The 23,818-nt window shown below is 33.3% G+C and carries 22 protein-coding genes; 1 reads left to right on the top strand and 21 read right to left on the bottom strand.

The window, feature by feature from the left end; all coding sequences use genetic code 11:
• Positions 1 to 25 precede the first annotated feature (25 nt).
• The 20 genes from DK508_RS11600 to DK508_RS11505 all read right to left on the bottom strand — a co-directional run bounded on the left by DK508_RS11600 (position 26) and on the right by DK508_RS11505 (position 21,812).
• Entirely contained in the window at positions 26 to 1,300 is a 1,275-nt protein-coding gene (locus DK508_RS11600; RefSeq protein WP_109300926.1) for a beta-ketoacyl synthase, read from the bottom strand.
• The gene (locus DK508_RS11595; RefSeq protein WP_109300925.1) at positions 1,297 to 2,190 is read right to left on the bottom strand and encodes an alpha/beta hydrolase; all 894 of its coding nucleotides are present in this window, start codon (positions 2,188 to 2,190) and stop codon (positions 1,297 to 1,299) included. The genes DK508_RS11600 and DK508_RS11595 overlap by 4 nt, the downstream gene beginning before the upstream one ends.
• Before the next feature lie 7 nt (positions 2,191 to 2,197).
• On the bottom strand, positions 2,198 to 2,635 hold the full coding sequence (locus DK508_RS11590; RefSeq protein WP_109300924.1) for a 3-hydroxyacyl-ACP dehydratase FabZ family protein: 438 nt from the start codon (positions 2,633 to 2,635) through the stop codon (positions 2,198 to 2,200).
• 14 nt (positions 2,636 to 2,649) lie between these two features.
• The gene (locus DK508_RS11585; protein ID WP_109300923.1) at positions 2,650 to 3,129 is read right to left on the bottom strand and encodes a hypothetical protein; all 480 of its coding nucleotides are present in this window, start codon (positions 3,127 to 3,129) and stop codon (positions 2,650 to 2,652) included.
• A gap of 30 nt (positions 3,130 to 3,159) precedes the next feature.
• Positions 3,160 to 4,278 carry an aspartyl protease family protein gene (locus DK508_RS11580; protein WP_160114665.1) on the bottom strand — a complete coding sequence of 373 codons (1,119 nt, stop codon included), beginning with the start codon at positions 4,276 to 4,278 and terminating at the stop codon, positions 3,160 to 3,162.
• A gap of 10 nt (positions 4,279 to 4,288) precedes the next feature.
• A complete protein-coding gene (locus DK508_RS11575) occupies positions 4,289 to 5,083 on the bottom strand; it encodes an SDR family oxidoreductase (RefSeq protein ID WP_370443843.1) in 795 nt (264 codons plus the stop codon).
• 28 nt (positions 5,084 to 5,111) lie between these two features.
• Entirely contained in the window at positions 5,112 to 6,164 is a 1,053-nt protein-coding gene (locus DK508_RS11570) for a type III polyketide synthase (protein WP_109300921.1), read from the bottom strand.
• Positions 6,165 to 6,184: 20 nt separating this feature from the next.
• Entirely contained in the window at positions 6,185 to 6,904 is a 720-nt protein-coding gene (locus DK508_RS11565) for a methyltransferase domain-containing protein (protein WP_109300920.1), read from the bottom strand.
• On the bottom strand, positions 6,898 to 8,028 hold the full coding sequence (locus DK508_RS11560) for an NAD(P)/FAD-dependent oxidoreductase (RefSeq protein ID WP_109300919.1): 1,131 nt from the start codon (positions 8,026 to 8,028) through the stop codon (positions 6,898 to 6,900). The genes DK508_RS11565 and DK508_RS11560 overlap by 7 nt, the downstream gene beginning before the upstream one ends.
• A gap of 79 nt (positions 8,029 to 8,107) precedes the next feature.
• Complete coding sequence (locus tag DK508_RS11555; protein ID WP_109300918.1) at positions 8,108 to 8,800, bottom strand: OmpA family protein; 693 nt, start codon at positions 8,798 to 8,800, stop codon at positions 8,108 to 8,110.
• Between the two features lie 19 nt (positions 8,801 to 8,819).
• A complete protein-coding gene (locus tag DK508_RS11550) occupies positions 8,820 to 9,299 on the bottom strand; it encodes a lipocalin family protein (RefSeq protein WP_109300917.1) in 480 nt (159 codons plus the stop codon).
• Positions 9,300 to 9,477: 178 nt separating this feature from the next.
• On the bottom strand, positions 9,478 to 10,800 hold the full coding sequence (locus tag DK508_RS11545; RefSeq protein ID WP_109300916.1) for an MFS transporter: 1,323 nt from the start codon (positions 10,798 to 10,800) through the stop codon (positions 9,478 to 9,480).
• Between the two features lie 83 nt (positions 10,801 to 10,883).
• Positions 10,884 to 11,705 carry a M48 family metallopeptidase gene (locus DK508_RS11540; RefSeq protein WP_109301326.1) on the bottom strand — a complete coding sequence of 274 codons (822 nt, stop codon included), beginning with the start codon at positions 11,703 to 11,705 and terminating at the stop codon, positions 10,884 to 10,886.
• Positions 11,706 to 11,828: 123 nt separating this feature from the next.
• Complete coding sequence (locus DK508_RS11535; protein ID WP_109300915.1) at positions 11,829 to 14,234, bottom strand: glycoside hydrolase family 31 protein; 2,406 nt, start codon at positions 14,232 to 14,234, stop codon at positions 11,829 to 11,831.
• Positions 14,235 to 14,410: 176 nt separating this feature from the next.
• Positions 14,411 to 16,318, bottom strand: coding sequence for a 1,4-alpha-glucan branching protein GlgB (glgB, locus tag DK508_RS11530; protein ID WP_109300914.1), 1,908 nt, complete (start codon positions 16,316 to 16,318; stop codon positions 14,411 to 14,413).
• Between the two features lie 90 nt (positions 16,319 to 16,408).
• A complete protein-coding gene (locus tag DK508_RS11525) occupies positions 16,409 to 17,683 on the bottom strand; it encodes a glucose-1-phosphate adenylyltransferase (protein WP_109300913.1) in 1,275 nt (424 codons plus the stop codon).
• Positions 17,680 to 19,095, bottom strand: coding sequence for a glycogen synthase (locus DK508_RS11520; protein WP_109300912.1), 1,416 nt, complete (start codon positions 19,093 to 19,095; stop codon positions 17,680 to 17,682). Before DK508_RS11520 ends, DK508_RS11525 begins: the two co-directional genes overlap by 4 nt.
• A 247-nt stretch (positions 19,096 to 19,342) precedes the next feature.
• Complete coding sequence (locus tag DK508_RS11515) at positions 19,343 to 19,711, bottom strand: hypothetical protein (RefSeq protein ID WP_109300911.1); 369 nt, start codon at positions 19,709 to 19,711, stop codon at positions 19,343 to 19,345.
• A gap of 86 nt (positions 19,712 to 19,797) precedes the next feature.
• Positions 19,798 to 20,499: a YafY family protein gene (locus tag DK508_RS11510; protein ID WP_109300910.1), complete on the bottom strand. Its 702-nt coding sequence runs from the start codon at positions 20,497 to 20,499 to the stop codon at positions 19,798 to 19,800.
• Positions 20,499 to 21,812 carry a cation:proton antiporter gene (locus tag DK508_RS11505; protein WP_109300909.1) on the bottom strand — a complete coding sequence of 438 codons (1,314 nt, stop codon included), beginning with the start codon at positions 21,810 to 21,812 and terminating at the stop codon, positions 20,499 to 20,501. Before DK508_RS11505 ends, DK508_RS11510 begins: the two co-directional genes overlap by 1 nt.
• Before the next feature lie 219 nt (positions 21,813 to 22,031).
• On the opposite strand from DK508_RS11505, the gene DK508_RS11500 reads away from it, so the two are divergent.
• Positions 22,032 to 22,904, top strand: coding sequence for a pirin family protein (locus DK508_RS11500; RefSeq protein WP_109300908.1), 873 nt, complete (start codon positions 22,032 to 22,034; stop codon positions 22,902 to 22,904).
• Between the two features lie 8 nt (positions 22,905 to 22,912).
• On the opposite strand, the gene DK508_RS11495 is transcribed toward DK508_RS11500, so the two are convergent.
• Positions 22,913 to 23,485 carry a hypothetical protein gene (locus DK508_RS11495; protein WP_160114664.1) on the bottom strand — a complete coding sequence of 191 codons (573 nt, stop codon included), beginning with the start codon at positions 23,483 to 23,485 and terminating at the stop codon, positions 22,913 to 22,915.
• Positions 23,486 to 23,818: the final 333 nt, after the last annotated feature.

Below are 23,818 nucleotides of genomic sequence, written 5' to 3'. Positions count from 1 at the left end.
TGTAGTGTAGTAATAGTCTTAATAACTAATTATATTTTTTAAAGATAATACAAGCATTTACATCTCCAAATCCAAAGCTAGCTTTTGCAATAATATTAGGAGAAGTATATATTGTTTGAACAGGCACTCGATCCCGACTCACCACTGATGCAATATCAGGATGTAGATCTTCACAATTGATATTTCCGAAAATGAAATTTTCTTTTAGTTGCAATACTGTAGCAACACTTTCGATACTACCAGATGCTGCTAGACAGTGTCCTATCATACTTTTTAAAGAATTAACATAAGGGAAATCTATTCCACTTCTGCCTAATGCTTCACTCCAGTTTTGTATCTCTGTACTGTCTTTACCAGTAGCAGTTAAGTGACCATTAATAGCATCGATTTGGGTAGCCTTAATATTCGAGTTTTCTATTGCTTTAGTAATACATTGCTGTACCGCAACACTGTTTGGGGCAGTCATACTACCGCCGTTTCGTTGCCCTCCACTATTAACATGACCTCCTAGTATTTCAGCATAAATAGAAGCTCCTCTTTTTAGCGCACTATCCAAACTCTCAATAACCAATGCACCAGCACCACTACCAGGAACAAAACCACTTGCCGTAGCACTCATAGGTCTAGATGCAACTGTTGGGTTATCATTATACTTATAAGGTAAAATACGCATCGCATCAAAACCTCCCCAAACATAAGGACCACTATCACTTGTGCTACCGGCAAGTATAATCTCTGCCTTACCGCTTGATATTCGATCATAGCCCATTAAAATCGCTTCTGTACCTGTACTACATGCAGAAGAATTAGTGGTTACCACATTTCCGCAACCTAACATACCGCCCAAAAAGGCACTTATACCACTGGCCATTGTTTGGGTTACCGAAGTGCTTCCTAATCTTCTCACCTTACCTTGATCTACTTTATAAACAGCTTCTCTAAATTTATCTACTCCTAAAATCCCTGTTCCAAAAATAACACCGCAATCCCAATTTGGCGTATCCGTTTTATTTATTGAAAAACCGGCATCTTTCCAAGCATCAATACCCGAGATAACCCCATACTCCATACCTGAAGCATTTAATCCTTTTAATTGAATAGAATTAAAGTAATTATTTAGATAGTTTTTTTTATACACTGGAAAACCAGCTACTTGACACGAAAATTTTAATTCTTTTAATTGTTCAATATATCGTATGCCACTTGTTCCTTGTTGTATGGCTCTTTTAAAATTTGAAACGTTCGTTCCATTTGGAGAAACCACACCTAAACCTGTAATAACAACCCTTCTATTTTTCATAATGCAGCTTCCTTAACAATAGAAACTATTTTATCCAATCCTTGTTTAGCTTCGGGCATAATAGGCAGGATAGGCCATACATGTGGTAAACCTTTACCAACAATTACATTTATCTCACCATTTACGGATCTAACCTCTTCTACCATTTTTTCCTGATCTGGTGTTAAAATATCATTTGTAGCCATAAAGAGATGAATAGGTGGTAGACCTTTTAAGCCTCCATACAATGGAGATATCAAAGGATCTTTTAGGGACAAATCGCCAACACACATTTTATTAGCCGATAGCACTCCTTTTATACTTAAGATGGGATCAATAAGATCTATCTCAGGGATTTTATCGTTAGAAACACTTGCATCTACCACAGGAGTTATTGCAATCAGGCAATTAGGTTGTTGTCTATTCTCTTTACTTAATCGTTGGGCTAATGTTAATATTAAACTCCCTCCTGCCGAATCTCCGATCAGAATTACTTTTGAAGGATCATATATCTTTATAGCCTTTAAATATACCTGATATACATTTTCGGTAATTTGTTCTATATTACTTTCTGGAGCTTTAGGGTAATCAATCATCCAAGCTTTTGAGCCCGTTCTTTTTGCCAATTTTGAGAGTGCTATCCAGTTTTCTTTGGTCGGACCATACACAAAAGCTCCTCCGTGACAATACAACAACAAAACATCTGTAAACATAGTCTTAGGAGTAATACTAGTTACTTTACATAATCCAATTTCATTAGTCTCGAAAGAACAACCTACCAAAAATTTTTTACTGGGATTATGCTCATCCTGTTTTCTTTTATATTGATAATCGATAGGGTCTTGCGACCATGATCGCTTCTCTCCTTTTATTTTAAGTACTAATTTCACCAGGAAATACCCTAAACTCATATTTGTTCTATTTTTTGAATGCCATACCAGCCACCACACCTTTTGCAACTACTGTTTGATTGGCGTTATACATAACTACATTACATTTCAGCTTATTAAACCTGAAATACACTTTCTCTGCATGAACGACAACACGTTCCCCAGGAAAAACTGGTTTTAAGAAATTAATTTCATTACTTGTCATGGCTATACTCCATTCGGCATCATCCCATTCTTGTCCAAGAAGATGAATCCCAAGACAAGCCATACCGATTTGAGCCATACATTCGGTTAAAATAACCCCAGGTGTGATGGGATTGTCTTTAAAATGACCTTCATAAAAAAACTCATCATGACCAAATGTATATCCTCCTTTTATATACTCAGTATTAATTTCTAGAATTTCATCTACAAATAAAAAGGGTTTACTATATGGTAGTTTTTTAATAATTTCTTGTACGTTCACTTGATTTTAGGTTTTTAAAATGCGCATCCACTTGGTAACGGATCTACTTGAGACAATTCTATAGCAAAACCCTTATCCAGTTCACTCTCCTTGAATCCATTAGCTATTGATCCTTTATATACCTTGGTACCATATCCTGTAGTATTCATATGTGCTCGCACCAATACGATTTGATCTTTTGTAATAGGAATCTGGCCACCAGATCGAACAAATGGTTGTTCATTTACATGGCTATGCGCCAAAACTCTTCTATAGATCAATACTTTATCTTCTGTAATAACCTCCCACCAATCTGCATATTGCTCACATCCAGTATCAGGACTTTTAATACCCACATTAAAAGTGTACTCATTATCATTTCCTGAGAACGTTACACTTACTATCTCTGCCAATAGATTAATATTTTCATCCAAATCAATTCCGTTATCTTCCTTACAAGCACCACTATATAAAATTAAAGGAAGACATAAAACGATTATATTTTTTATATGCATTTTAATGAGTTTATACGGATTCAAAACAATTTACTCAAAGAGCAATTTGTGATTTAAAGTAATAGTTTTTCCATCCTTAAGAGTTACATTTAACTTATTTTTTTGTTTTGCTATTTCTTTTTGATAGGTATATATATTACAAAAATTGTCAAATCGTTTTCCATTAATTTCAAGAACTTCAGACCCTTGACGTAATCCTTCTTCCCAAGCAATACTGTTTACTTGTATCTTAGAAACAATTATTTTATTAGCATTTACAGTAAAGGAACACCCATAACTACTTAAAGATTCAACAATATGATTTGTAGAACAATACAATTTGTCATTTTTAACACTTATAAAAAGAGAAGCATCCTCCCAGCTAGAATTCCCTATTTTGCTATTCTTTTTTGAAAAATCCATAATAGGAGTCAATTTTACAGATTTAGAAGTAATTTCTGGTATTTTCATAGTTCGTGATTTTGTTTTACTGAAAATTCCATTAAAATCAAAAAAACCACTATGTACCTCTTTCATAGAACTGGCATCTAAGTTTTTAAAAATGTTTTTGTATCTAATATAAATATCTGAATTAGTCGCCCCGGTATCTAACAAAAATTGTATTCGCTCTCCCAGTACATCAAAAAATGCCCAAGGTCTTCGGTTTTCATATACAAAATCTAGCGCATGCATTTCTGAATCAATGTTAGGAGGAAAATAATCCGAATCTAACATCACGATATATTGATCTTTAAAATTGATGTGCCAGTTAAAATTTGCCATAATATCCATTCCTAAAACTCCATCTACACCATAGCAAGAAAAAATATCACTGTCTTTTGTTCCTAGAATTCTATGTTTCGTAATTTTTGCAGATCCCAGTGTTACGCTATCAGTTTTGTAATACCGTAATTTGAACTTTGACTTACTAGACGAAGTCATTATCTTAGTCTTATTTGTAGCTTTTAATTCATCCTTAACCCATGAAAAACCAATAGAATACGAAGCACCAGTATCAAAAATAAAATTCTTTTCTTGTCCATTATACGTAATAGGAATAATAATTAGTCCTAAATCATTTCTAAACGGTATCGTATCGCAAAATTTCTTTTGCCCAAAAAAAGTGGTGCTACAAAGAAAAATAATTACAAATAAAACCTTTGCTTTCATATATTTTAATTTACAAAAGATGCTCTCCTCCATTAACCGGAATAACACATCCATTAATCCAAGCAGCTTCTGGGGTACTTAACAGATACACTACATCTGCCACATCCTCTGGGGTTGTTATACGGTTAAAAGGATTGCGCTCTATACTATGATCTATTATTTTCTCATAACCAGGTATCATTCGTAAAGATTTGGTATCTACTGCTCCTGGCTGTAAACAGTTTGCCCTAATACCATATTTGGCAAATTCCATTGCAATATTTCGAGTTATAGCTTCTAATGCTACTTTGGCCGCAGATACTGCAGCATAATTCTTCCACGCTTTTGTATTACCTTCACTAGTAAATGATAGTACTCTAGTATCAACAGCAAAGAGTTTTGCATTAAAACAAGAAGTTACCCAATCATATAAGCTAATAGCCATAGCATCAATAGTTAAATGAAAATCATCATTTTTTAATACATGTTCTGCATCATTCATTGGCTTTAAATTTCCTTTAGCAATACTATGTACTAATACTTTTATTTTTTCATCATTCAAGATATTCTTGATTTCGCCTACAACCTCCTTGCGCTTTTCAGGTTTCAACAAATCTGTATTAAATGAATAAAATTTTATGTTCAATTGCCTTAAAGCCTTAAAATCTTCTTCAATTTGAACCAATTCGCTTTTTAAATTACGATGCACAATAATAATATTCATGCCATGCATAGCGAGTTTTTTGGCTGTTGCCAGACCTAATCCCGAACTACCGCCAAGAATAAGTGCCCATTGTTTTTTGTTTTCAAACTCTTTGTTTATCATAAAACCCTCTATTATTCTCGAAATTAAATTACCACTCCAACAATATACGTTGGGCAGAAAAACCAGGTCCGAAACTTAACATTAATCCAGTTTCTCCTTTGCCAGGTTTCCTATTCATAAACCGCTCTAAAACATATAATACAGTAGCACTACTCATATTGCCATATTCTTGTAAAACAGCCTTAGTATCATCTATGTTTTTGCCTAAATGACCAAAAAGCTCTTCTACGGTTTGTACAATTTTTTTTCCTCCAGGGTGAAAAACAAGGTGATCTATTTGTTCAATGGTTTTGTTATGTTTTTTCAAAAAAGGGTGAATTACATCAGGAAAATGTGTTGCTATTTTATTGGGTACTTCGGGGTCTAGAACAATTTGCAATCCTCCACCAATTAAATTAAATCCCATCATCGTAGTAGCATCAAAAAAATGATACATCTCGTCTCCTATTATTTTTGGTCCCTCTATATTTTCTTCTGAAGAAAGTAAAGCACATGCCGCGCCATCACCAAAAATAGCAGCACTTACCATATTAGTCAAACTAAAATCATCCAACTGAAAAGTGGCCGTTGGTGACTCTACAGCTATAACTGCTGCTCTTTTGCCCGGATTAGATTTTAGAAAATTTTTGGCATAAATTATACCAGAAACACCTGCAGCACACCCCATTTCGGTCACTGGTAACCTTATGACATCTTGTTTTAGGTTAAGGTCATTGATAATATAAGCATCAAGAGATGGGATCATAATACCTGTACAACTTACTGTTATGATATAATCCAAAGATTTAGGATCCCAATCTACTTGCTGTAATGCTTTTTGCAATACTGAAGTCCCTAGTTTTTTAACCTCTCTAATATATATATCATTTTTATCTGCAAAGGAAGAAGCTGTAAACACTTCTTCAATACTCATAATACCATACCTCTTATCAACTGCAGCATTTTCAAAAATCTTAAATGCTTTTCGTTTAAAACGCTTCTCTTGCCCAGATAGCCATAGTGAAACAAAAGGTAATATCTCTTTAGTCTCCCTTACGTATTGAGGCAATTGCTTTGCCACCGTTGCTATTTTTACATCCAATATTTCTTAACTTTTTATATTTATAATCTCCCTGTTTCGATCACCCATTGATATCTAAAAGCCCATTTCCAATTAATTTTATATCTAATCGAGTTAATTTCTTTTGCGTAACCAATCAGTTCTTGTTTAGTAAATCCTCTTTTAATAGAGATTAATCCATCATTTTTGGCGATATCGCCTTTAATAAAAAAGAAACTAAATAATTTGAAAAGATAATATGCCACAGTACTTCTTTGCAGGTCATTGATTACAACACCCATAGAAGCTAATGCCACACATTTTTTCATTACTTTTTTAATTTGAGTATCCTCTAAGTGATGTAAAGTCAATGTACATATGATAATATCACATGAAAAACTAGATGATTCTATTTCGAGAATATTTTTTTCTTCAAAAGAAATCTCGGGATACGTTTCACTTAGGTTTTTTGCGTACTCTATACTAGTTTTATTAAGATCTACGCCAATAAATTTTCCTTGGATTCCTTTTTTTCTAAACAAATCAGCAATTTCACGTAACATTTCTCCATCACCACATCCTAAATCAAGGATTACATATTCTTTTGATTTGAGGTTTTCTTTGATTAATCGGCATACCGCATGTTTGGTTATCGCATTCCCTCCTAATAACTTATTTGCCCTAGAAATATCAGACAAAGCAATTTGTAAAGCTTCCTTTTTGATCATTGGATCATCCATAAGCTCATCCTCATTACTTCTATATTGTAAATCGACTAACATAGGATAGGGTTTCCATGGGTTTGCTTTATAATCTTTGGTACCATTGAAGGCAATAAACTAGCTAGTGTATACGATAGTTCTTGCATATTAGCATTTAACAACACCTTTTGTAGTAATCTACCAGTATACATCCTTTTAGAAAACGCAGCATCCCATTGTTTTTTATACAAATTCTCAAGTTCCTTTCTTGAGTGGCTTGTTGTTTTACTATAATTATCAATTAGTAATTCACTTATAATTTGTGCACTTTGAATGGCCATTGCCATCCCATTACCACATAGTGGATGTATAAGACCAGCAGCATCACCCGTCATAAATATATGCTTATCAACCAGTTTCTTTTTTTGAAAATTCACTTGACTAATCGTGATTGATTGTTCGAATAGTGGTACTGCAGTGTTATAAAATTCCTTTAAATGAGGGTTTTTATTAAGGACTTCTGTTTGAAAAACTTTAATATCCTTATACCTTTTAAAACTATCATAATGCACTAAATAGCAAGCATTAATAGCATCGTTTTCTACCATAGAAAGACCGCAATATCCTCCCTCAAAATTATGTAATGCTACTGTTTCTTTATTAATATCGGCTCTATAATGCATTTTTACAGCCAGCCACGGAGATTTTATATCACTAAAATTCCTATTTAGAGATTTATCTAAAGATGATTGCTTACCATATGCACCAATTACATAATCACTAGTAAATCTTCCATTTTGGACAGTATCTATTCGAAACCTTTCTATTTCAAATGATATGTCTACCACTTTATCATTTATACACTCAACTCCATTTTGTATAGCAATATCCCATAAATATTTATCTAGTGTAAATCTGCTTATTCCAAAACCTCCGAGGGGTAATATACTATCTATGGCATTGCCTGTTTGTGTAGTAATCTTAAATTTTGAGATTTTTACAGGAGAAATTGCGTCTATATCAATGTCGAGGTATTTAAAATAAGGAAGCACCTCATTAGAAATATATTCTCCACATACTTTGTGCTTAGGATAAGTATCTTTCTCTATAAGAACAACATGCATTCCTTTTTGAGATAAATGAATAGCACTAACTAGACCTGCCAATCCTCCTCCTACAATTAGTATGTGCGAATGCTTGTTCATTAAATGAAGATACACAAAATTTGAGCATAAAAAAACCCCGACTATATAGTCGGGGTTTTTTCTATTTTATTACAGAAAACTATTGTTTTACCTGCTCCTGAGCATCTTTTTTCATTTTCTCATTAGCAACAATACCAAGCTCAACTCTTCTGTTTTTTGCTCTTCCTTCTGCAGTTCCATTATCATACTTTGGAAGCGTTTCTCCATGAGCATAGATCGTTAAACGGCTTTTGCTTATTCCTTGAGAAACCAGGTAGTTTGCCACGGCATTAGCTCTCTTTTGAGATAGACTCATATTATAACTATCATCACCTGAACTATCTGTGTGACCTTCTACAATAATATTAGTATCTGGATATTCTTTAAAAATTCCTGCCAACTTATTAAGGTTCGCTTTAGATTTAGCATTAACAGCCGATTTGTTGGTGTCAAAATATACACCACTATTTTCATCAAATACTACATCAATACCTTCTCCTACTCTGGTTACCTCGGCACCAGGGATTTCTGACTCAATTTTTTGAGCTTGTTTATCCATTTGTTTACCAATAACACCTCCGGCAACACCACCTACTACTCCTCCTAGTACAGCTCCCAGCGCAGAATTCTTACCTTTCACATTGTTTCCAATAATCCCCCCTAGCACTGCTCCTGCAGCTGTTCCTATTACAGCTCCTTTTTGAGTATTATTTGCATTTTGGACAGCATCACAACTTGTAAGCATAGCCACAGCCATTAATGCAACTCCTATTTTTTTAAGATTTGTATTCATCATTATATAAAGATTTGAATTATTGTATTTTATTAAAATTCATAGTGATCACAAAAGGCTTACCTTCTAAACTCACCGTCATAGCCCAAGTCATAGTAGCGTCGTCCAAATGTTTTAATGCCATTCTGTAGCCTGCATTATTATTGGTACTTTTTTTCTTTTCATTTATAGGCTTAAACAGAAAACTATAATCCCCATTTGCTTCAGGTTTTGGAATAGTGAATCTAAAGTTTCTAGCTCCTGTAGAGGTACAACTACTTTGATTTACTTCATATTTTCCTGTGTTATTATTAGGAATAAATTTCCAAACACTTCCAGTAAAACACTCGGCTGATGCATCATTATATAGATTTACATCAAAAATACCATCTCTATCATACGAGATATTATCAAGAGACCAATCCCCTTTTAGTGTTTTTTTTGCTGCTATAACAGTTTGTTGACTAGTACTGCAGGACGCCAGTACGATAACTGCTAGCATTAACATAAGTTTTTTCATTGTTGTTTGATTTTATTTATATAAAAATAGCTATAAACATTAACGTTTCCAATATTATTATATTTCAAAACAATATTTCTTAATAGCCAAAAAATAAGCAATGAAATATAGACAAAAAGCAAAAAAAGAGGATAAAAGCTATTTACCTCTATCCTCTTTTATTCTTATTAATATTTTGTTAGGATTTATTTCTGGGTACTCTAAAAAGAAGAAAGAGACCAACAACAAAAAATAGTATCAAAAACAAAATAGAATATCGTATACTTCCGGTTATTTGCGCAATAATACCGTATGAGAACATTCCTATTACAATCCCAATTTTTTCTGAAACATCATAAAAACTGAAGTAAGAAGCAGTATCTACAGCATTTTCTGGTAAAAACTTAGAATAAGTTGATCTAGAAAGAGCTTGAATTCCCCCCATGACCAAACCAACAATTGCGGCAGTAATATAAAACTGAACTGGTGTGGTAATAGTATAGGCGTATACACAAATCCCTATCCAAATAAAATTAATTACAATTAAGGTATTTATGTTTCCATATTTTGAAGAAGCTCGAGAAGTTAAAAAAGCGCCCAAAACGGCCACTAATTGAATGAGTAAAATACTTATTATCAACCCGGTCGTGGCATTTTGATCTCCCCAATCTAATTCTTCTATTCCAAAATATGTAGCAATTAGCATAATAGTTTGTACCGCCATACTATATACAAAGAAAGCGCTAAGGTACCTACGCAACCTAAGATCATTACGCAAAGCGTGCCAGATCATTTTTAGTTCTTTAAAGCCATTAAACAATACAGATTTGGTTAATGTATCTTTTTTGTTTCCTTTAGGTAAGTAGTAATATGTATATTGACTAAATACAATCCACCATACTCCTACCATTACAAAGGAAAGTCTGGTGGGAACACCTTCACTTTCAAAACCAAACCATTCATATTTTAGAATCATTACCAAATTAACAACCAATAAAATAACACTACCTATATATCCTAGCGAATATCCTTTGGCACTAATAGCATCTTGTTGTTCTGGAAATGCAATATCTGGCAAATACGAGTTATAAAAGACCAAACTTGCCCAAAAACCAACTAGAGCCAAAAAGTAGCACAATAGACCAAACCATAGGTTTTCTAGAGAAAACCAATATAATCCAATACATGACAAGGCTCCCAAGTAACAAAAAAACTTTAAAAAGTTCTTTTTATTACCCACATAATCAGCAATACCAGAAAGAAAAGGGCTAATAAATGAAACTAATAAAAAAGCTAATGCGGTTACATAACTTATTAAAGAATCATTATTAAAATCTATACCCCAAAATCGTACTGTATCACTTATGATATTATCCTGGTCATCTCTAACTATGGTAAGCGCTCCCCAAAATATTGGAAATATGGCAGACGAAATAGTTAAGTTATATACTGAATTGGCCCAATCATAGAAGGCCCAGGCATTTAGAAGTTTTTTATGCCCTTTTGGTAAAGTTTTGCTCATGTTATATAAAAAAAACTGTTCTGAATTGGCTCAGAACAGCTTCTAAAATAGGTATAATCTTTTTAAGAATATAAACTTTACAATTATTTAAAGGTAGTTACCCCAAATTTTTTCGCTTCTTCCTTTGCAGCAGGAGCCCAAGCTGTAAGATTAGCAATACGAGTATCACTTGATGGATGCGTACTCATAAACTCTGGTGGTGTTTGACCACCACTATTAGCTTTCATACGTCTCCATAAATTAGCAGCCTCATCAGGGTTATAACCGGCAATTGCCATAAGCTGTAATCCTATTCTATCTGCTTCAGTTTCATGACTTCTACTAAATGGTAACATCACACCAAATTGACTTCCTAACCCAAAAGCCGTGCCTACAATCTGTTGGGTCTTTTGATCCTTACCACTAACCGCAACTGCTGTAGCTGCTCCTGCAACTTGCTGAATCTGAGAAGCACTCATTCTTTGTTGACCATGATTTGCCAATGCATGTGCCACTTCATGCCCCATTACAGCAGCAATTCCTGTTTCACTTTTGGCAATAGGTAAGATTCCTGTATAAAAAACGATTTTGCCGCCAGGCATACACCATGCGTTTACCGTTTTGTCATCTACCAAATTATATTCCCATTTATAATCTTTTAAATATCCTGCATAACCATTGGCATTTAACCAACGTTCTGAAGCTTTAGAAATTCTCTGACCCACACGAGTTATCATCTCTGCATCGGATGTGCCTTTCACCACCTTATTTTCTCCTAAGAATTGGTTATACTGCTGAAAAGCCATGGGCAAAATTTGCGAATTAGGTACCAAAGCTAGAGTTTGCTTACCCGTAAAAGGATTTGTAGCACAAGACATAAACAAAAGAATTGTACCAATTATCACTATAGATTTTCTTGTATTCATAAGTATTGTTATCATGTAAGATTCTAAAGTTAAAATTACAAAAATAACACACCACCTTCAAACACAGAGTAGAATAATTATTACAAAAAGTCCATAAATTACGCTATTAACCGATAAAAGACATTATTTGGCTATAATATGAAGTTCATTAAAATCTTTTGGGATGGTCATGATGTTTTTTACGCTATCAAACTTGATACTAGCCAAATCAACAACAACATTATCCAATTCTACTTCTTTAATCTCAAATGGTAATCCTATTAATTCTACTTTTAACGTCGCATAATCCGTTATAAAACTACCTGTTTTATGATGTTGGATAATCACTTCATTTTCTTTTCCTGTAAAAGAGAAACTTCTAAGGCTAAATCGTCCTTTTACATAATCATATCCATCTTGAGCATCTTCAAAAACCTTAGAGACTTCTTTATTTCCTAATTTATAATAGACCTCTAGTTTTAATTCTTCTATTTCTTTTTCTCCAACATACTGTTGTATCGGATACTTTGGAATAATTGCCCCTTCTTTTACGAATAAAGGAATGATATCCAAATCTGCATCTACCCATTGTTCCATTCCTCCTTTTATGTATTCTCTTGTCCAGTAATTATACCAATTACCTCTTGGGATGTACATTCGTCTTCCTTTTGAATTCGGTTCTTGCACAGGGCACACTAAGATTTGATTTCCGAATACGAATTCATCAGTTCTATAATGTGTTTGCGGATCATGTTGATCATAAAGAACTAGTGGTTTTAACATGGGTATACCTTCTTCAGCATACTCCCAGAACATGGTATACAAATATGGCAATAATTGATATCTAAGTTCTACAAACTTACGAGTAACATCTACTACTTCTTCTCCAAATGTCCATGGTTCTTGATTACCATGATCCCCAGACGAATGTGTACGACAAAACGGATGAAATACTCCTAGTTGAATCCACCTTGTATACAACTCTCCTGTTGGGTGCTCTGCAAAGCCGCCAATATCACTACCCGTAAAAGACATGCCACTCATACTCATACGTTGAGCTTGTATATTAGCTATCCAAAGGTGTTCCCAAGTTGCAATATTATCTCCTGTCCAGGAGGAAGTATACCTTTGTGCTCCAGAATAAGCCGATCTTGTAATGATAAAAGGACGTTTTGGGTATGCGAATTGTTTTACTCCTTCGTAAGTAGCTCTGGCCATTTGAGTACCATAAATATTATGTGCTTTTCTATGACTACATGGATTACCATCATAGTTATGGCGTACATCATCGGGAAAGGTTTTTCCTGGCACTTCCATAACAGCTGGCTCGTTCATATCATTCCACACTCCCTTCACTCCTATTTCATCAATAATCTCTTTAAACAATCCAGACCACCATTCTCGTACTTCGGGATTTGTAAAATCTGGAAAATAACATTCTCCTGGCCATACTTTACCTCTCATATAGGGACCATCGGCACGTTTACAGAAATAGTCCTTTTCTATAGCCTCTTTGTAAATCGAATATTCGTCATCAATCTTAATTCCCGGATCGATAATAACCACTGTTTTAAAACCATCCTCTGCCAACTCGGCTACCATTCGCTTAGGATCAGGGAAATATTCTTTACTCCATGTAAAACACCTAAAACCTTCCATATAATCAATATCTAGATAGATAGCATCACAAGGAATTTGAAGTTCTCTAAACTTATTGGTTACTTCTTTTACTTTACTCTCTGGATAGTAACTCCATTTACACTGGTGATACCCAAGTGCCCATAAAGGAGGTAATTCTGGTTTACCGGTTAAATCAGTATATCGCGTTACAACGTCCTGCATGGTAGGGCCGTAGAAAAAATAATAATTCATCTCTCCTCCTTGGGCCCAAAAACTGGTTACGTTTCTTCGCTCATGACAGAAATCAAAAAATGTTCTAAATGTATTATCAAAGAAAATACCGTATGCTCGTTCTTCATACATCCCAATATAAAAAGGAACACTTTTATATAATGGATCTTGATCTTTGCCAAAAGCATATTGATCAGTAGCCCAATTTTCTATCCTCTTTCCTTTTAAGTTAAGGTGCATAGGTTTGTCACCAAGTCCATAATAACACTCTCCCTGTGGAGCAGACTTACTCATTTTTACAATGTTACCACCATATTCATAACTTTGTTCCCAATGAAAACCCCAATCATCTTTACAAATTACATTTCCGTCAAGATCGTAAATAGCAGTCATTAAATCATTTTTACCGATTACGATTTTTACCCTTAATGTTATAATATAATAGTGAGAATCATGTTCTTCTACCTCTAATTTACTATAACCTCTTGCTCCATCATCACTAATGGCATACGAAAAGTCCTTTTCGAAATTATTATCAGTGGCATATCTAAAACGAATTACACTTCCTCTTAAAATAGTAACCTGAAGTATTACTCCGTTTTCGGTATAGAAATGTATTTTATCTACATGTTGAGAGAAAGAAGTTATTTTACCTGGAAATAAATTTCCCTTTTGCTCTAATTCTGTATTGGTGATCATATATTTCTCTTTTTCAATTTGACTTGGGTATGTAAAAGAACAATATCTTGGTCAGTTTCGAAACGATAATTACCACTATTTATTAAGAAAAATCAACGAAAACGTTTGAGACAAACCATAATTAACAATTATTTAAAAATCAGCATTTTAAAACTCATGAAATATTCAAAAAAACATTATGCTATCTTAAAAACCACAGCTCCCAAAGGTGGTACAACAATCTCTGCCGCATACTTACGATATTGCCATTCTTTTTGAGATATATCGATATCTGTTTGGTTAGAAACCCCACTACCTCCATACTCCCGTTGATCACTATTAAATACTTGTACTAATTTTCCTTGTGCGGGCAAGCCAATGCGATAATTTGTTCTGGGTATCGGAGTAAAATTACAAACCACTATTAAGTTATCTTTATCTCGATTCCCTTTTCGAATATAGGAAATCACCGAATTTTCATGATCATCATAGCTAATCCATTCAAAACCTTCTACACTAAATTGTTTTTCGTGCAATGCTGGTTGATTTTTATACAAAAGATTAAGTTCTTTTACTATACTCTTAATCCCTGAATGTAAATCATAATCCAGTATATACCAATCTAAACTTTTTTGAAAATCCCATTCTTCGTGCTGGCCAATTTCTGCTCCCATAAACAATAATTTTGTTCCAGGATGTGTAAACATATAGCTATACAATAAACGAAGATTTGCAAATTTTTGCCATTCATCTCCCGGCATTCTTCCTATAATACTGCGTTTACCATATACGACTTCATCATGAGATAATGGCAACATAAAGTTTTCGGTAAAGGCATACGTCATGCTAAAAGTAAGATCATTTTGATGATGCTTACGGTATATAGATTCTTTTCCAAAATACTGTAATGTATCATGCATCCAACCCATCATCCATTTCATACCAAAACCAAGCCCTCCTAAAAAAGTAGGCTTAGATACCATTGGATACGAAGTAGACTCTTCTGCAATGGTTTGCACATCAGGAAAACTAGCATACACTTCCGTATTAAGCTCTTTAATAAATGTAATAGCCTCTAGATTCTCCCTACCACCATAGATATTAGGCTCCCACTCTCCCTCATTACGAGAGTAATCTAAAAACAGCATGGATGCTACCGCATCAACTCGTAATCCGTCGGCGTGATATTGATCCAACCAAAAAATAGCATTACTGATCAGAAAACTCTTTACTTCATTTCTTCCATAATTAAAAATTAAACTTTTCCAATCTGGATGATATCCTTTTCTTTTGTCTGGGTGTTCATATAAACATGTACCATCAAAAAAGCCTAATCCATGAGCATCTTCAGGAAAATGTGAAGGCACCCAATCTAAGATAATACCAATATTATTTTGATGTAATTTATCAACCAATAATTTAAATTCTTCTGGATACCCAAAACGAGAGGTAGGAGCAAAATAACCTGTAAGTTGATAACCCCAAGATGGATCATAAGGATACTCCATAATCGGCATGAACTCTACATGAGTAAATTCCATTTCTTTAACATATCGTACCAACTCATCTGCTAATTCTACATAGGATAATGATCTGTTTTCGTCTGTTGTTTTTTTCCAAGAACTTAAATGTACCTCATAAACCGAAAAAGGAGCATCTAATGCATTGTGCATTTTTCGTTTTTTCATCCACTCTTCATCTTTCCAGTCATAGATAGTATCCCAAACTACAGAAGCGGTTTTTGGAGGATGTTCGCATCGTCTAGCATATGGATCTGCTTTTTCAGTCACTACATCATTATGATGAGATTGTATCTTGTATTTATAAATACTCCCTTTTCCTGTACCTGGAATAAAACCTTCCCATATTCCTGATTCATCCCAACGTACATTAAGTTCATGTTCTCCTTCTACCCAAAAATTGAAATCGCCAACAACCGAAACAGATTTGGCAGATGGTGCCCAAACTGCAAAATAAGTGCCTTCTACACCATCAACAATAGTAATATGAGAACCAAATTTCTCGTATAAACGGTAATGCTTACCTCCTTTAAAAAGATTAATATCAAAATCCGAGAATAAACTATGTGCTACTACCTTGGTCATTTACAATTTTTAAACGTGAATAGAATGGAAATTCCTCTTATTTATGATTTCCTGAATATCTATTTTTTACCTATTATACTGCGCGCAATATTATTCTAACCTGAAATCATCGGGTATCACCGATTTACTCTTGATAACAACCACTCCATCTTTAATAACATAATCATCTTGTTCTGTATCTTTTAAATGAGATCCTCCGTCAATATGCACATTATTACCTATACATACATCCTTATCAATAATAGCGTTGTTAATATAACAGTTATCACCAACACCATAAGAAGGGATCCCATCTATAGTATTAGTTTTTAACTCATCAATATCTTGATAAGAGTTACTACCAATCATATAGGTATTTTTAATAATAGTATTATTTCCTATTCTAGAACGAATACCTATTACGGATCGTTCAATTTTTTTAGCATTAATAATACAACCTTCGGCGATCATGGATTTATTTAATAATGTACCTGATATTTTTGAAGGAGGAAGTATACGAGGGCGAGTTAGTATATTTTTAGAACCATTAAATAAATCAAATTGAGGAACATCATCAGTCAAGCTAATATTAGCATCAAAAAAAGCGGATACATTACCAATATCTGTCCAATAACCTTCATACTGATATGCTAATACTTTGTTTTTATGAATAGATTGAGGAATAATTTCTTTTCCAAAATCTATCGTATCAGGATTGGACATTAAATCTATAAGTAATTGCTTATTAAATATATAAATACCCATAGAAGCGAGATAATGTCTATTCTCGTTTTTCATTTCTTCGCTAACTTCAGACTCCCAACCTGGTAACTTATCTGAACTTGGTTTTTCGACAAATGATGAAATAAAACTATCATCATCTGTTTTAAGTATCCCAAAAGAAGTCGCTTCTTTTGCCGTTACGGGTAAGGTAGCTATAGAAATTTCTGCTCCTTTATTTATATGAGAATTCAACATATCATTAAAATCCATCTGATACAATTGATCACCAGATAAAATCATGGCATATTCAAATTCGTGATTTAATAAATGATGCATCGATTGTCTTACGGCATCAGCGGTACCCTGATACCATGTTTTATTATCGGGAGTTTGCTCTGCAGCTAAAATATCAACAAAAGCATTACTAAAAGAACTAAAAACATAGGTGTTTTTTATGTGTCTATTCAACGAAGCCGAATTAAACTGGGTTAGAACGAACATTCTCTTAATATCACAATGAATACAATTAGAAATAGGAATATCGACTAATCTATATTTCCCTGCTATGGATACTGCCGGCTTTGAACGTTTTTCGGTAAGAGGGAATAATCGGGAGCCTTGTCCACCACCCAAAATAATTGCCAGGACTTTTTTGTTGATCATGTTAAAGTAATTAGGGATTTATAAATGTTTACATATTGATTTGCCGATCGATTCCAAGAATGATCAATTTTCATTATTTCTTGTTGTATTTCCCTGTATTTTTTTTGATCTGAATATAATGCTACTCCCCTTCGAATTGAATAGCATACATCTTGTACGGTAGCTTGATTATGGCATATTCCAAAGCCATTATCTCCTATATCTACTACAGTGTCTTTAAGCCCCCCTGTTCTTCTAACAATAGGAATAGCTCCATACCTAAGGGCATACATTTGATTAAGCCCACAGGGTTCTACCCGCGATGGCATTAATAAAAAATCTGCACCTCCATATATTATATGTGATAATCTCTCATTGTATCCTGTATACATATGATAACGCCCCGAGAAAGTATCTTTCAAAGATTCGAGACGTTCTTCAACTTCTTTATTTCCCGAACCTAACATCAGAACATTAATATCGTTAGACTGTAGTGATTCTTCAACTATATCTGGTAATAAATCTGCTCCTTTTTCATACACTAATCTACCTATAAAGCAAAAAAGAGGTTTACTGCTATCTAAATTAAATTCGTTACACAACCACTCTTTATTAGTTGTTCTCTTAGAAACAACAGTGCTTATTTTGTAATTTTCAATCAACATTGTATCCGTTTCAGTATCCCAAGATTTTGTATCAATACCATTTAATACGCCTTGGCATTTTGCTTTTTCATGACGAAGTAATCCTTCTAATCCGTTTGCACTATTCTGAAGTTCCTCCATATAACTAGGTGACACTGTGGTAACCCGCCATGCACATTTAATAGCAGCGGCTAAAGGATTGATTTGTTGATCCCAATCTAATAATCCTATTTTATTTTTATCAAAGTCAGGTAAGTAATGAAGCTTATCATAAGATATTTGCCCTTGATACTGCGCATTATGAATCGTAAAAACGGTAGGTATATTTTTTAAATTTTGAAATTGATACGCATTTGCGATTAAAAACGGAATTAACCCTGTATGATGATCATGACAATGAATTATATCCGGAATTCCTTTTTTTAAATTAAGCCAATCTAATACTACGAGTTGAAAAGCAATAAATCGCTCAATGTCATCCTTATGACCGTACACTTCTGGTCTATCCAATAAATGTGGTATATAAACTAAGTATGTGTTAAACCCAATATCTGGAGAAGACAACTCTCTTATTTCATAAGCATAAGAAATATCACCTAACTGTATCGTTCCTTCATCATTTACTGTATACTTGGCCTTTGTTATAAACGGAGTATTATAAAATGGCATTATTACATTCACTTCAAAACCAAAATCATGTTGAAACTTTGGTAAAGCCCCAACCACATCAGCTAACCCACCAACTTTTGCAAGGGGATAACATTCAAAACTTGTGTGAAGAATATTCATTAAAAATCTGCAATATTATTGTACTATTGGTTCAATTAAAAAATCACTTAAAACTATAAAAAACCAAGTACAAATACGCAGTAATTATCACAAAAAGAAAAAGGATTAATAATAATTTAATAAAAAAATAACTCAAAAATTCTATATTCTATAACCTAAGTGTTATTTCCAATAAAACTAATACATTACCTTATTGAAATACAGGTAAACACAAAAAAATTGCATTAGTTTTTAAAATCAAAAATATCTATTCTTCAAACTGGTTAAAAGCATCAAAATGATACATCTCTACAGATTCTTGTTTAACAACATTAAAAACCGCTAGCGCTTTTTCATTCTTCAATATATCACTTGCCGCATCTTTGGCTGATTTTATATCGGTCCAGTACACAATATCTATATATTTTCCCTCTCCATTATTAGCCGTTGTTCTTTCTACAAATCCATAATATAATTTTAACACATCATTTAATGATGCTAACGCTTTTTGAACATCTTGCTCAGTATATCCAGGATTTGCTTCAAATAACACTACTTCTACAACGCTTGGTTTAGTTTTAATCAACATAAGGTCTTGATCTAGTTTTGTGGCTGAATTAAACAATAAGTTTACCATAATGATTAGTATTAATTTATTCTTGAAAATTAATTTCAATCAAAACTAAAACCAGTCTATGACAACCCTATGTCAGTAGTTTTTTCTTAAGAAGAAATATTTGTTTTATATGCGTATGTTCTCCTATTATAGTAATCTTCTAAGGTAAATTGTTGCGAAGGAAATATTTCTTGAGTTTCTATAAGATTAGCAATGCGATCGGTTCGAAATTCTCGATAATCTTTACGTAGTCTACAGTAGGCTATCAAAATCCATGTGTTATTTGTAAAATAGACTCCCAAAGGCTCTATTAATCTTTTGCTAGATTCTTTAAGAGCCGTAGTATATTGAATTTCTAATACTCTAAAATCGGTAATTGCTTGTTGGATAATAGATAGTGAGTTACTAGGATATACAGCAGTTCGATTATATGTAAAAATACGTTGCTCTAAAATTTCAAGTTTCTTTTTTTGCGTGGTTTTTAAAACTGCAATAACCTTATCAATAGCCTCTTGATATTCATTAATTAAGGATTGATCATTATTTGTTTCTATGATCTTAGAAGCTGTAAGCAAAGCATTAGCTTCTTTTTCGGTAAACATTACAGGAGGTAACGAATATCCATCAACAAGAAAATATCCTGTACCTGCCTCTGCACCAATAGGTACTCCTGCATCTGTAAGTGCTTGCATGTCTCGATAAATTGTACGTAAACTCACTTCGAATTTATCGGCTAGTTCTGCTGCTTGAACAATCTTTTTTGATTGTAATTTGACCAATATGGCGGTTAATCGGTGAAGTCTTTTCATTATTCTAGTTCATGTTCTCCAGATGCACTTGGATTTTCGATATCACTTAAATCGGTTGTGTTATTTATAAAATACTCTGTTTCTTCAATATTTTTTTGCTCCTCTGTTGCTTCTTCCAAAACCTCTGGATTTTTCTTTTTATCACGTATCATTCCCCAAGTCATAATTAAACTAGTACCAATAATTACAAATAGCAAAACGCCTGGTTCAAAACCTTCAATCATTGCTTCTTCGGGTATTGCATAAAATAAAAGTACCGTAATTAACCCCCTAGGTGCGATAAATAATTGAGGAAATATATCTTTCCCCATAAAAAGGCGCAATAACCCATAGCGAATAGCATATATCGATACTAGAATTAATAAACTAATTAAAGTAACTTTTAAACTTAATAAGGAAGAGAGTACAATTGTAATCCCAAAAATCACAAAAAATAGTGTTCGTACTACAAAAGCAGTTTCAGCAGTAATAACATGTAACTCATGATAAATAGATTTTGCTTTTTCAAAATCTAGATATTGCCTTAACTTTCCTTGAAAAAACAATTTCATATTGGCAATTACTAATCCAAAAATAAGAATAATAATAAGCGAGGACAGATGCATTTTCTTACCTAATGCATACAATAATAATAGTACAGCAATCAACAAAAATAGTTTAACTTGACTCTTGATTTTCTGAAAAATCAAAATAATAGCATAACTAGCTACAAGTGAAATCACTATTGTTAAAATCAAATTTAAAAAGAACCCTCCTACACCTGCGTCTTCTGCCGGATTTAACCTTCCTGCAAGAAAATAAAAAAGCATGATTCCCAAAATATCAGAGAATGTACTTTCATAGATATGAAACTCTTTTTTACTATCTGATAATCCCGAAACACTTGGTATTATTATCGCACTAGATAATATAGATAATGGTGTGGCATATAACCAAGCAGATTGCATAGTCATTCCTTTTATAAGTGCTTTAAGAATTACTGCTGCTATAAAGGTCGAAGCTACCAAACCAATTAAAGCTACCCCCATCGATTTTAAGATGGGCATTAGTTTATCGCTTTTCAATTCTAATTCGAGAGCAGCTTCAAGTACAATCATAATCAAACCTACAATACCCAATACTTCTAGCATCGGCAAAAAAGTATTAGAATCCGCTCCAAAAGCTTTTAGAATATACTGAAGAATTATTCCTAATACAATTAACATGAGTACCGCCGGAACATTTGTTTTTTTGGCAATACCATTAAAAATAAATGATAGAATAATTGTTAGTGAAATCCCGATGATAACATTGTATGAAGAAAAAATTTCCATGAGTAGGTTTAAGGTTGAAGTTGTTAGTTTTCTATTAACGAATGAAAAGATAGTAAATTATTTTGGAGTAAAGCGATGTTACTAATAACAAGATTATTTTGCTTGATTATACATCTAGAAAATAGAATTATACATCAAGAAATTCACCTTAATATTTTTTTAACGCTATGTTCTGATAAAAGTTATAATTTTAAACTAAACCATTTTAAAACCCTATGTATGTCTAATGAACGTTTGATTATTCCTGAGAGAAGTCGTGACATTGGTGATTTTCTAGTAGGAAGATTGATTCCTTTCAGAAAAAAAAGAATGGTAGGTCCTTTTATTTTTATAGATCATATGGGCCCAACCACTATAAAAGAAGGACATTATATGGATGTAGATCAGCATCCGCATATTGGATTATCTACATTAACCTATATGCTTGAAGGTGAAGTAGTGCATCGGGATAGTATTGGTACCAATCAACGCATATCACCTGGATCTGTTAATTGGATGGTGGCAGGAAAAGGAGTAACACACACAGAGCGTACTCCAAAAGATTTAAGAAATGGCACCGAATTTTTAGCACATGGTTATCAAATATGGGTTGCATTACCCAAAGAACTAGAAGAAATACCTCCAGAATTTCATCATATTGACAGGAAAGAATTACCTAACTGGACTGATAACGGTGCGCAATTTTGTCTTGTTGCGGGTAAAGGGTATGGTAAAACATCCCCTGTACCTGTTCACTCACCATTGTTTATGATAGAAATAAAAACGACAAACCAATATGAATTGAAAATTAAAGGAGAATTAGAAGGAGAAATCGGAATTTGTATTGTAAAAGGGACTATTGAGGCATGTGGAAATAGTATAGAACATGGTAATATGCTTATATCAAAAACCGAAGATAGTTGCGCTATCGTTTTGCAATCGAATACACATATTATCTTATTTGGAGGACAACCATTTCCCGAAGAACGTTTTATTCATTGGAACTTTGTTTCTACTGATAAAGAAAAAATAGAAATAGCCAAAAACCAATGGAAAAATAAGGAATTTCCAAAAGTAGCAAACGATACTACTTATGTTCCTTTACCAGAATAATAACGAATCTAATAGTCTACCAATTCTCTTCTCAATTCGTTTAAAGAGATATTACTATTAATTAATCTAGTCACTACCTCTTCTCTAAATTCGTCAAGATCATCATAATCATAGTATTTTGCCCACTTATGTGTTTCTAATAGGTTTTTGATCTGTTTGATCAATTTTCTAGTAGTATCTGCAGAACGTAATACTGCTATCTCATTATAATTTGGGTTATCCCGGTGCATGTAACTTACTTTGTTTGTATCAAAATCTACAGAGATATAATACGCATCTACATCTGGATCCAAATTTTCTCTAAAATCTTCCCAATCGGCATATCCCAACCTTAAGTCATCGATTTCGGCAGGAAAGTCTGATACCAAACGCCATTGACATTTTGCAGCCCTACCCCAATGATTAGACATCCTATATACACCGTGCTTTGTGTAGTAGTATGTACTACCCGACTCACTTCGATAGTTCGGTTTTCTTCTTGAAATTTCACGCAGAGATGCCCCTCTAAATACACAATATGTTTTATTAAAAAAATTATATCGCGTATATACTTTTTTTTGTTCTTTTTCTTGATCTTCCAATTCCTGTTTTTTTCCCAACGGCAAAGAAATCACAATTTTTTGAGAAAATAAAAGTAAGTTTTTAACAAACTATTATATCCAAAACTGATTGTCTGAAAAAATTAGTAACACTAAACGTTTATGCTAAGTTTTATTAGTAACCCTTATCAAAATAGGGTTTTTACCCTATTAATACAGGCTATAACACCCTTTTAAGAATAGTAATAATAAAATAATTTTGAAGTATAAATATTAATCTAATTGATTACCAATTTATACCATAGTTATATTATTAAAAATGCCAATTCGAGTAAAGTTATTAGAACCCTATGTTCTTTTATGTTAGTACTATCT

Origin of the sequence: Aquimarina sp. AU474 (assembly GCF_900312815.1) — a bacterium.
In the GTDB taxonomy this organism is placed as follows: Bacteria; Bacteroidota; Bacteroidia; order Flavobacteriales; family Flavobacteriaceae; genus Aquimarina.
The sequence above is the reverse complement of the archived record's forward strand: the minus strand, read 5'-3'. Positions and strand labels throughout refer to the sequence as shown.

Bases quoted from the DNA above. Each gene is read 5' to 3' on its own strand.
- DK508_RS11600 (WP_109300926.1), bottom strand. From the start codon at position 1,300: ATGAAAAATAGAAGGGTTGTTATTACAGGTTTAGGTGTGGTTTCTCCA.
- DK508_RS11595 (WP_109300925.1), bottom strand. From the start codon at position 2,190: ATGAGTTTAGGGTATTTCCTGGTGAAATTAGTACTTAAAATAAAAGGA.
- DK508_RS11585 (WP_109300923.1), bottom strand. From the start codon at position 3,129: ATGCATATAAAAAATATAATCGTTTTATGTCTTCCTTTAATTTTATAT.
- DK508_RS11580 (WP_160114665.1), bottom strand. From the start codon at position 4,278: ATGAAAGCAAAGGTTTTATTTGTAATTATTTTTCTTTGTAGCACCACT.
- DK508_RS11575 (WP_370443843.1), bottom strand. From the start codon at position 5,083: ATGATAAACAAAGAGTTTGAAAACAAAAAACAATGGGCACTTATTCTT.
- DK508_RS11565 (WP_109300920.1), bottom strand. From the start codon at position 6,904: ATGTTAGTCGATTTACAATATAGAAGTAATGAGGATGAGCTTATGGAT.
- DK508_RS11560 (WP_109300919.1), bottom strand. From the start codon at position 8,028: ATGAACAAGCATTCGCACATACTAATTGTAGGAGGAGGATTGGCAGGT.
- DK508_RS11555 (WP_109300918.1), bottom strand. From the start codon at position 8,800: ATGAATACAAATCTTAAAAAAATAGGAGTTGCATTAATGGCTGTGGCT.
- DK508_RS11550 (WP_109300917.1), bottom strand. From the start codon at position 9,299: ATGAAAAAACTTATGTTAATGCTAGCAGTTATCGTACTGGCGTCCTGC.
- DK508_RS11545 (WP_109300916.1), bottom strand. From the start codon at position 10,800: ATGAGCAAAACTTTACCAAAAGGGCATAAAAAACTTCTAAATGCCTGG.
- DK508_RS11540 (WP_109301326.1), bottom strand. From the start codon at position 11,705: ATGAATACAAGAAAATCTATAGTGATAATTGGTACAATTCTTTTGTTT.
- DK508_RS11535 (WP_109300915.1), bottom strand. From the start codon at position 14,234: ATGATCACCAATACAGAATTAGAGCAAAAGGGAAATTTATTTCCAGGT.
- glgB (WP_109300914.1), bottom strand. From the start codon at position 16,318: ATGACCAAGGTAGTAGCACATAGTTTATTCTCGGATTTTGATATTAAT.
- DK508_RS11525 (WP_109300913.1), bottom strand. From the start codon at position 17,683: ATGATCAACAAAAAAGTCCTGGCAATTATTTTGGGTGGTGGACAAGGC.
- DK508_RS11520 (WP_109300912.1), bottom strand. From the start codon at position 19,095: ATGAATATTCTTCACACAAGTTTTGAATGTTATCCCCTTGCAAAAGTT.
- DK508_RS11515 (WP_109300911.1), bottom strand. From the start codon at position 19,711: ATGGTAAACTTATTGTTTAATTCAGCCACAAAACTAGATCAAGACCTT.
- DK508_RS11510 (WP_109300910.1), bottom strand. From the start codon at position 20,499: ATGAAAAGACTTCACCGATTAACCGCCATATTGGTCAAATTACAATCA.
- DK508_RS11505 (WP_109300909.1), bottom strand. From the start codon at position 21,812: ATGGAAATTTTTTCTTCATACAATGTTATCATCGGGATTTCACTAACA.
- DK508_RS11500 (WP_109300908.1), top strand. From the start codon at position 22,032: ATGTCTAATGAACGTTTGATTATTCCTGAGAGAAGTCGTGACATTGGT.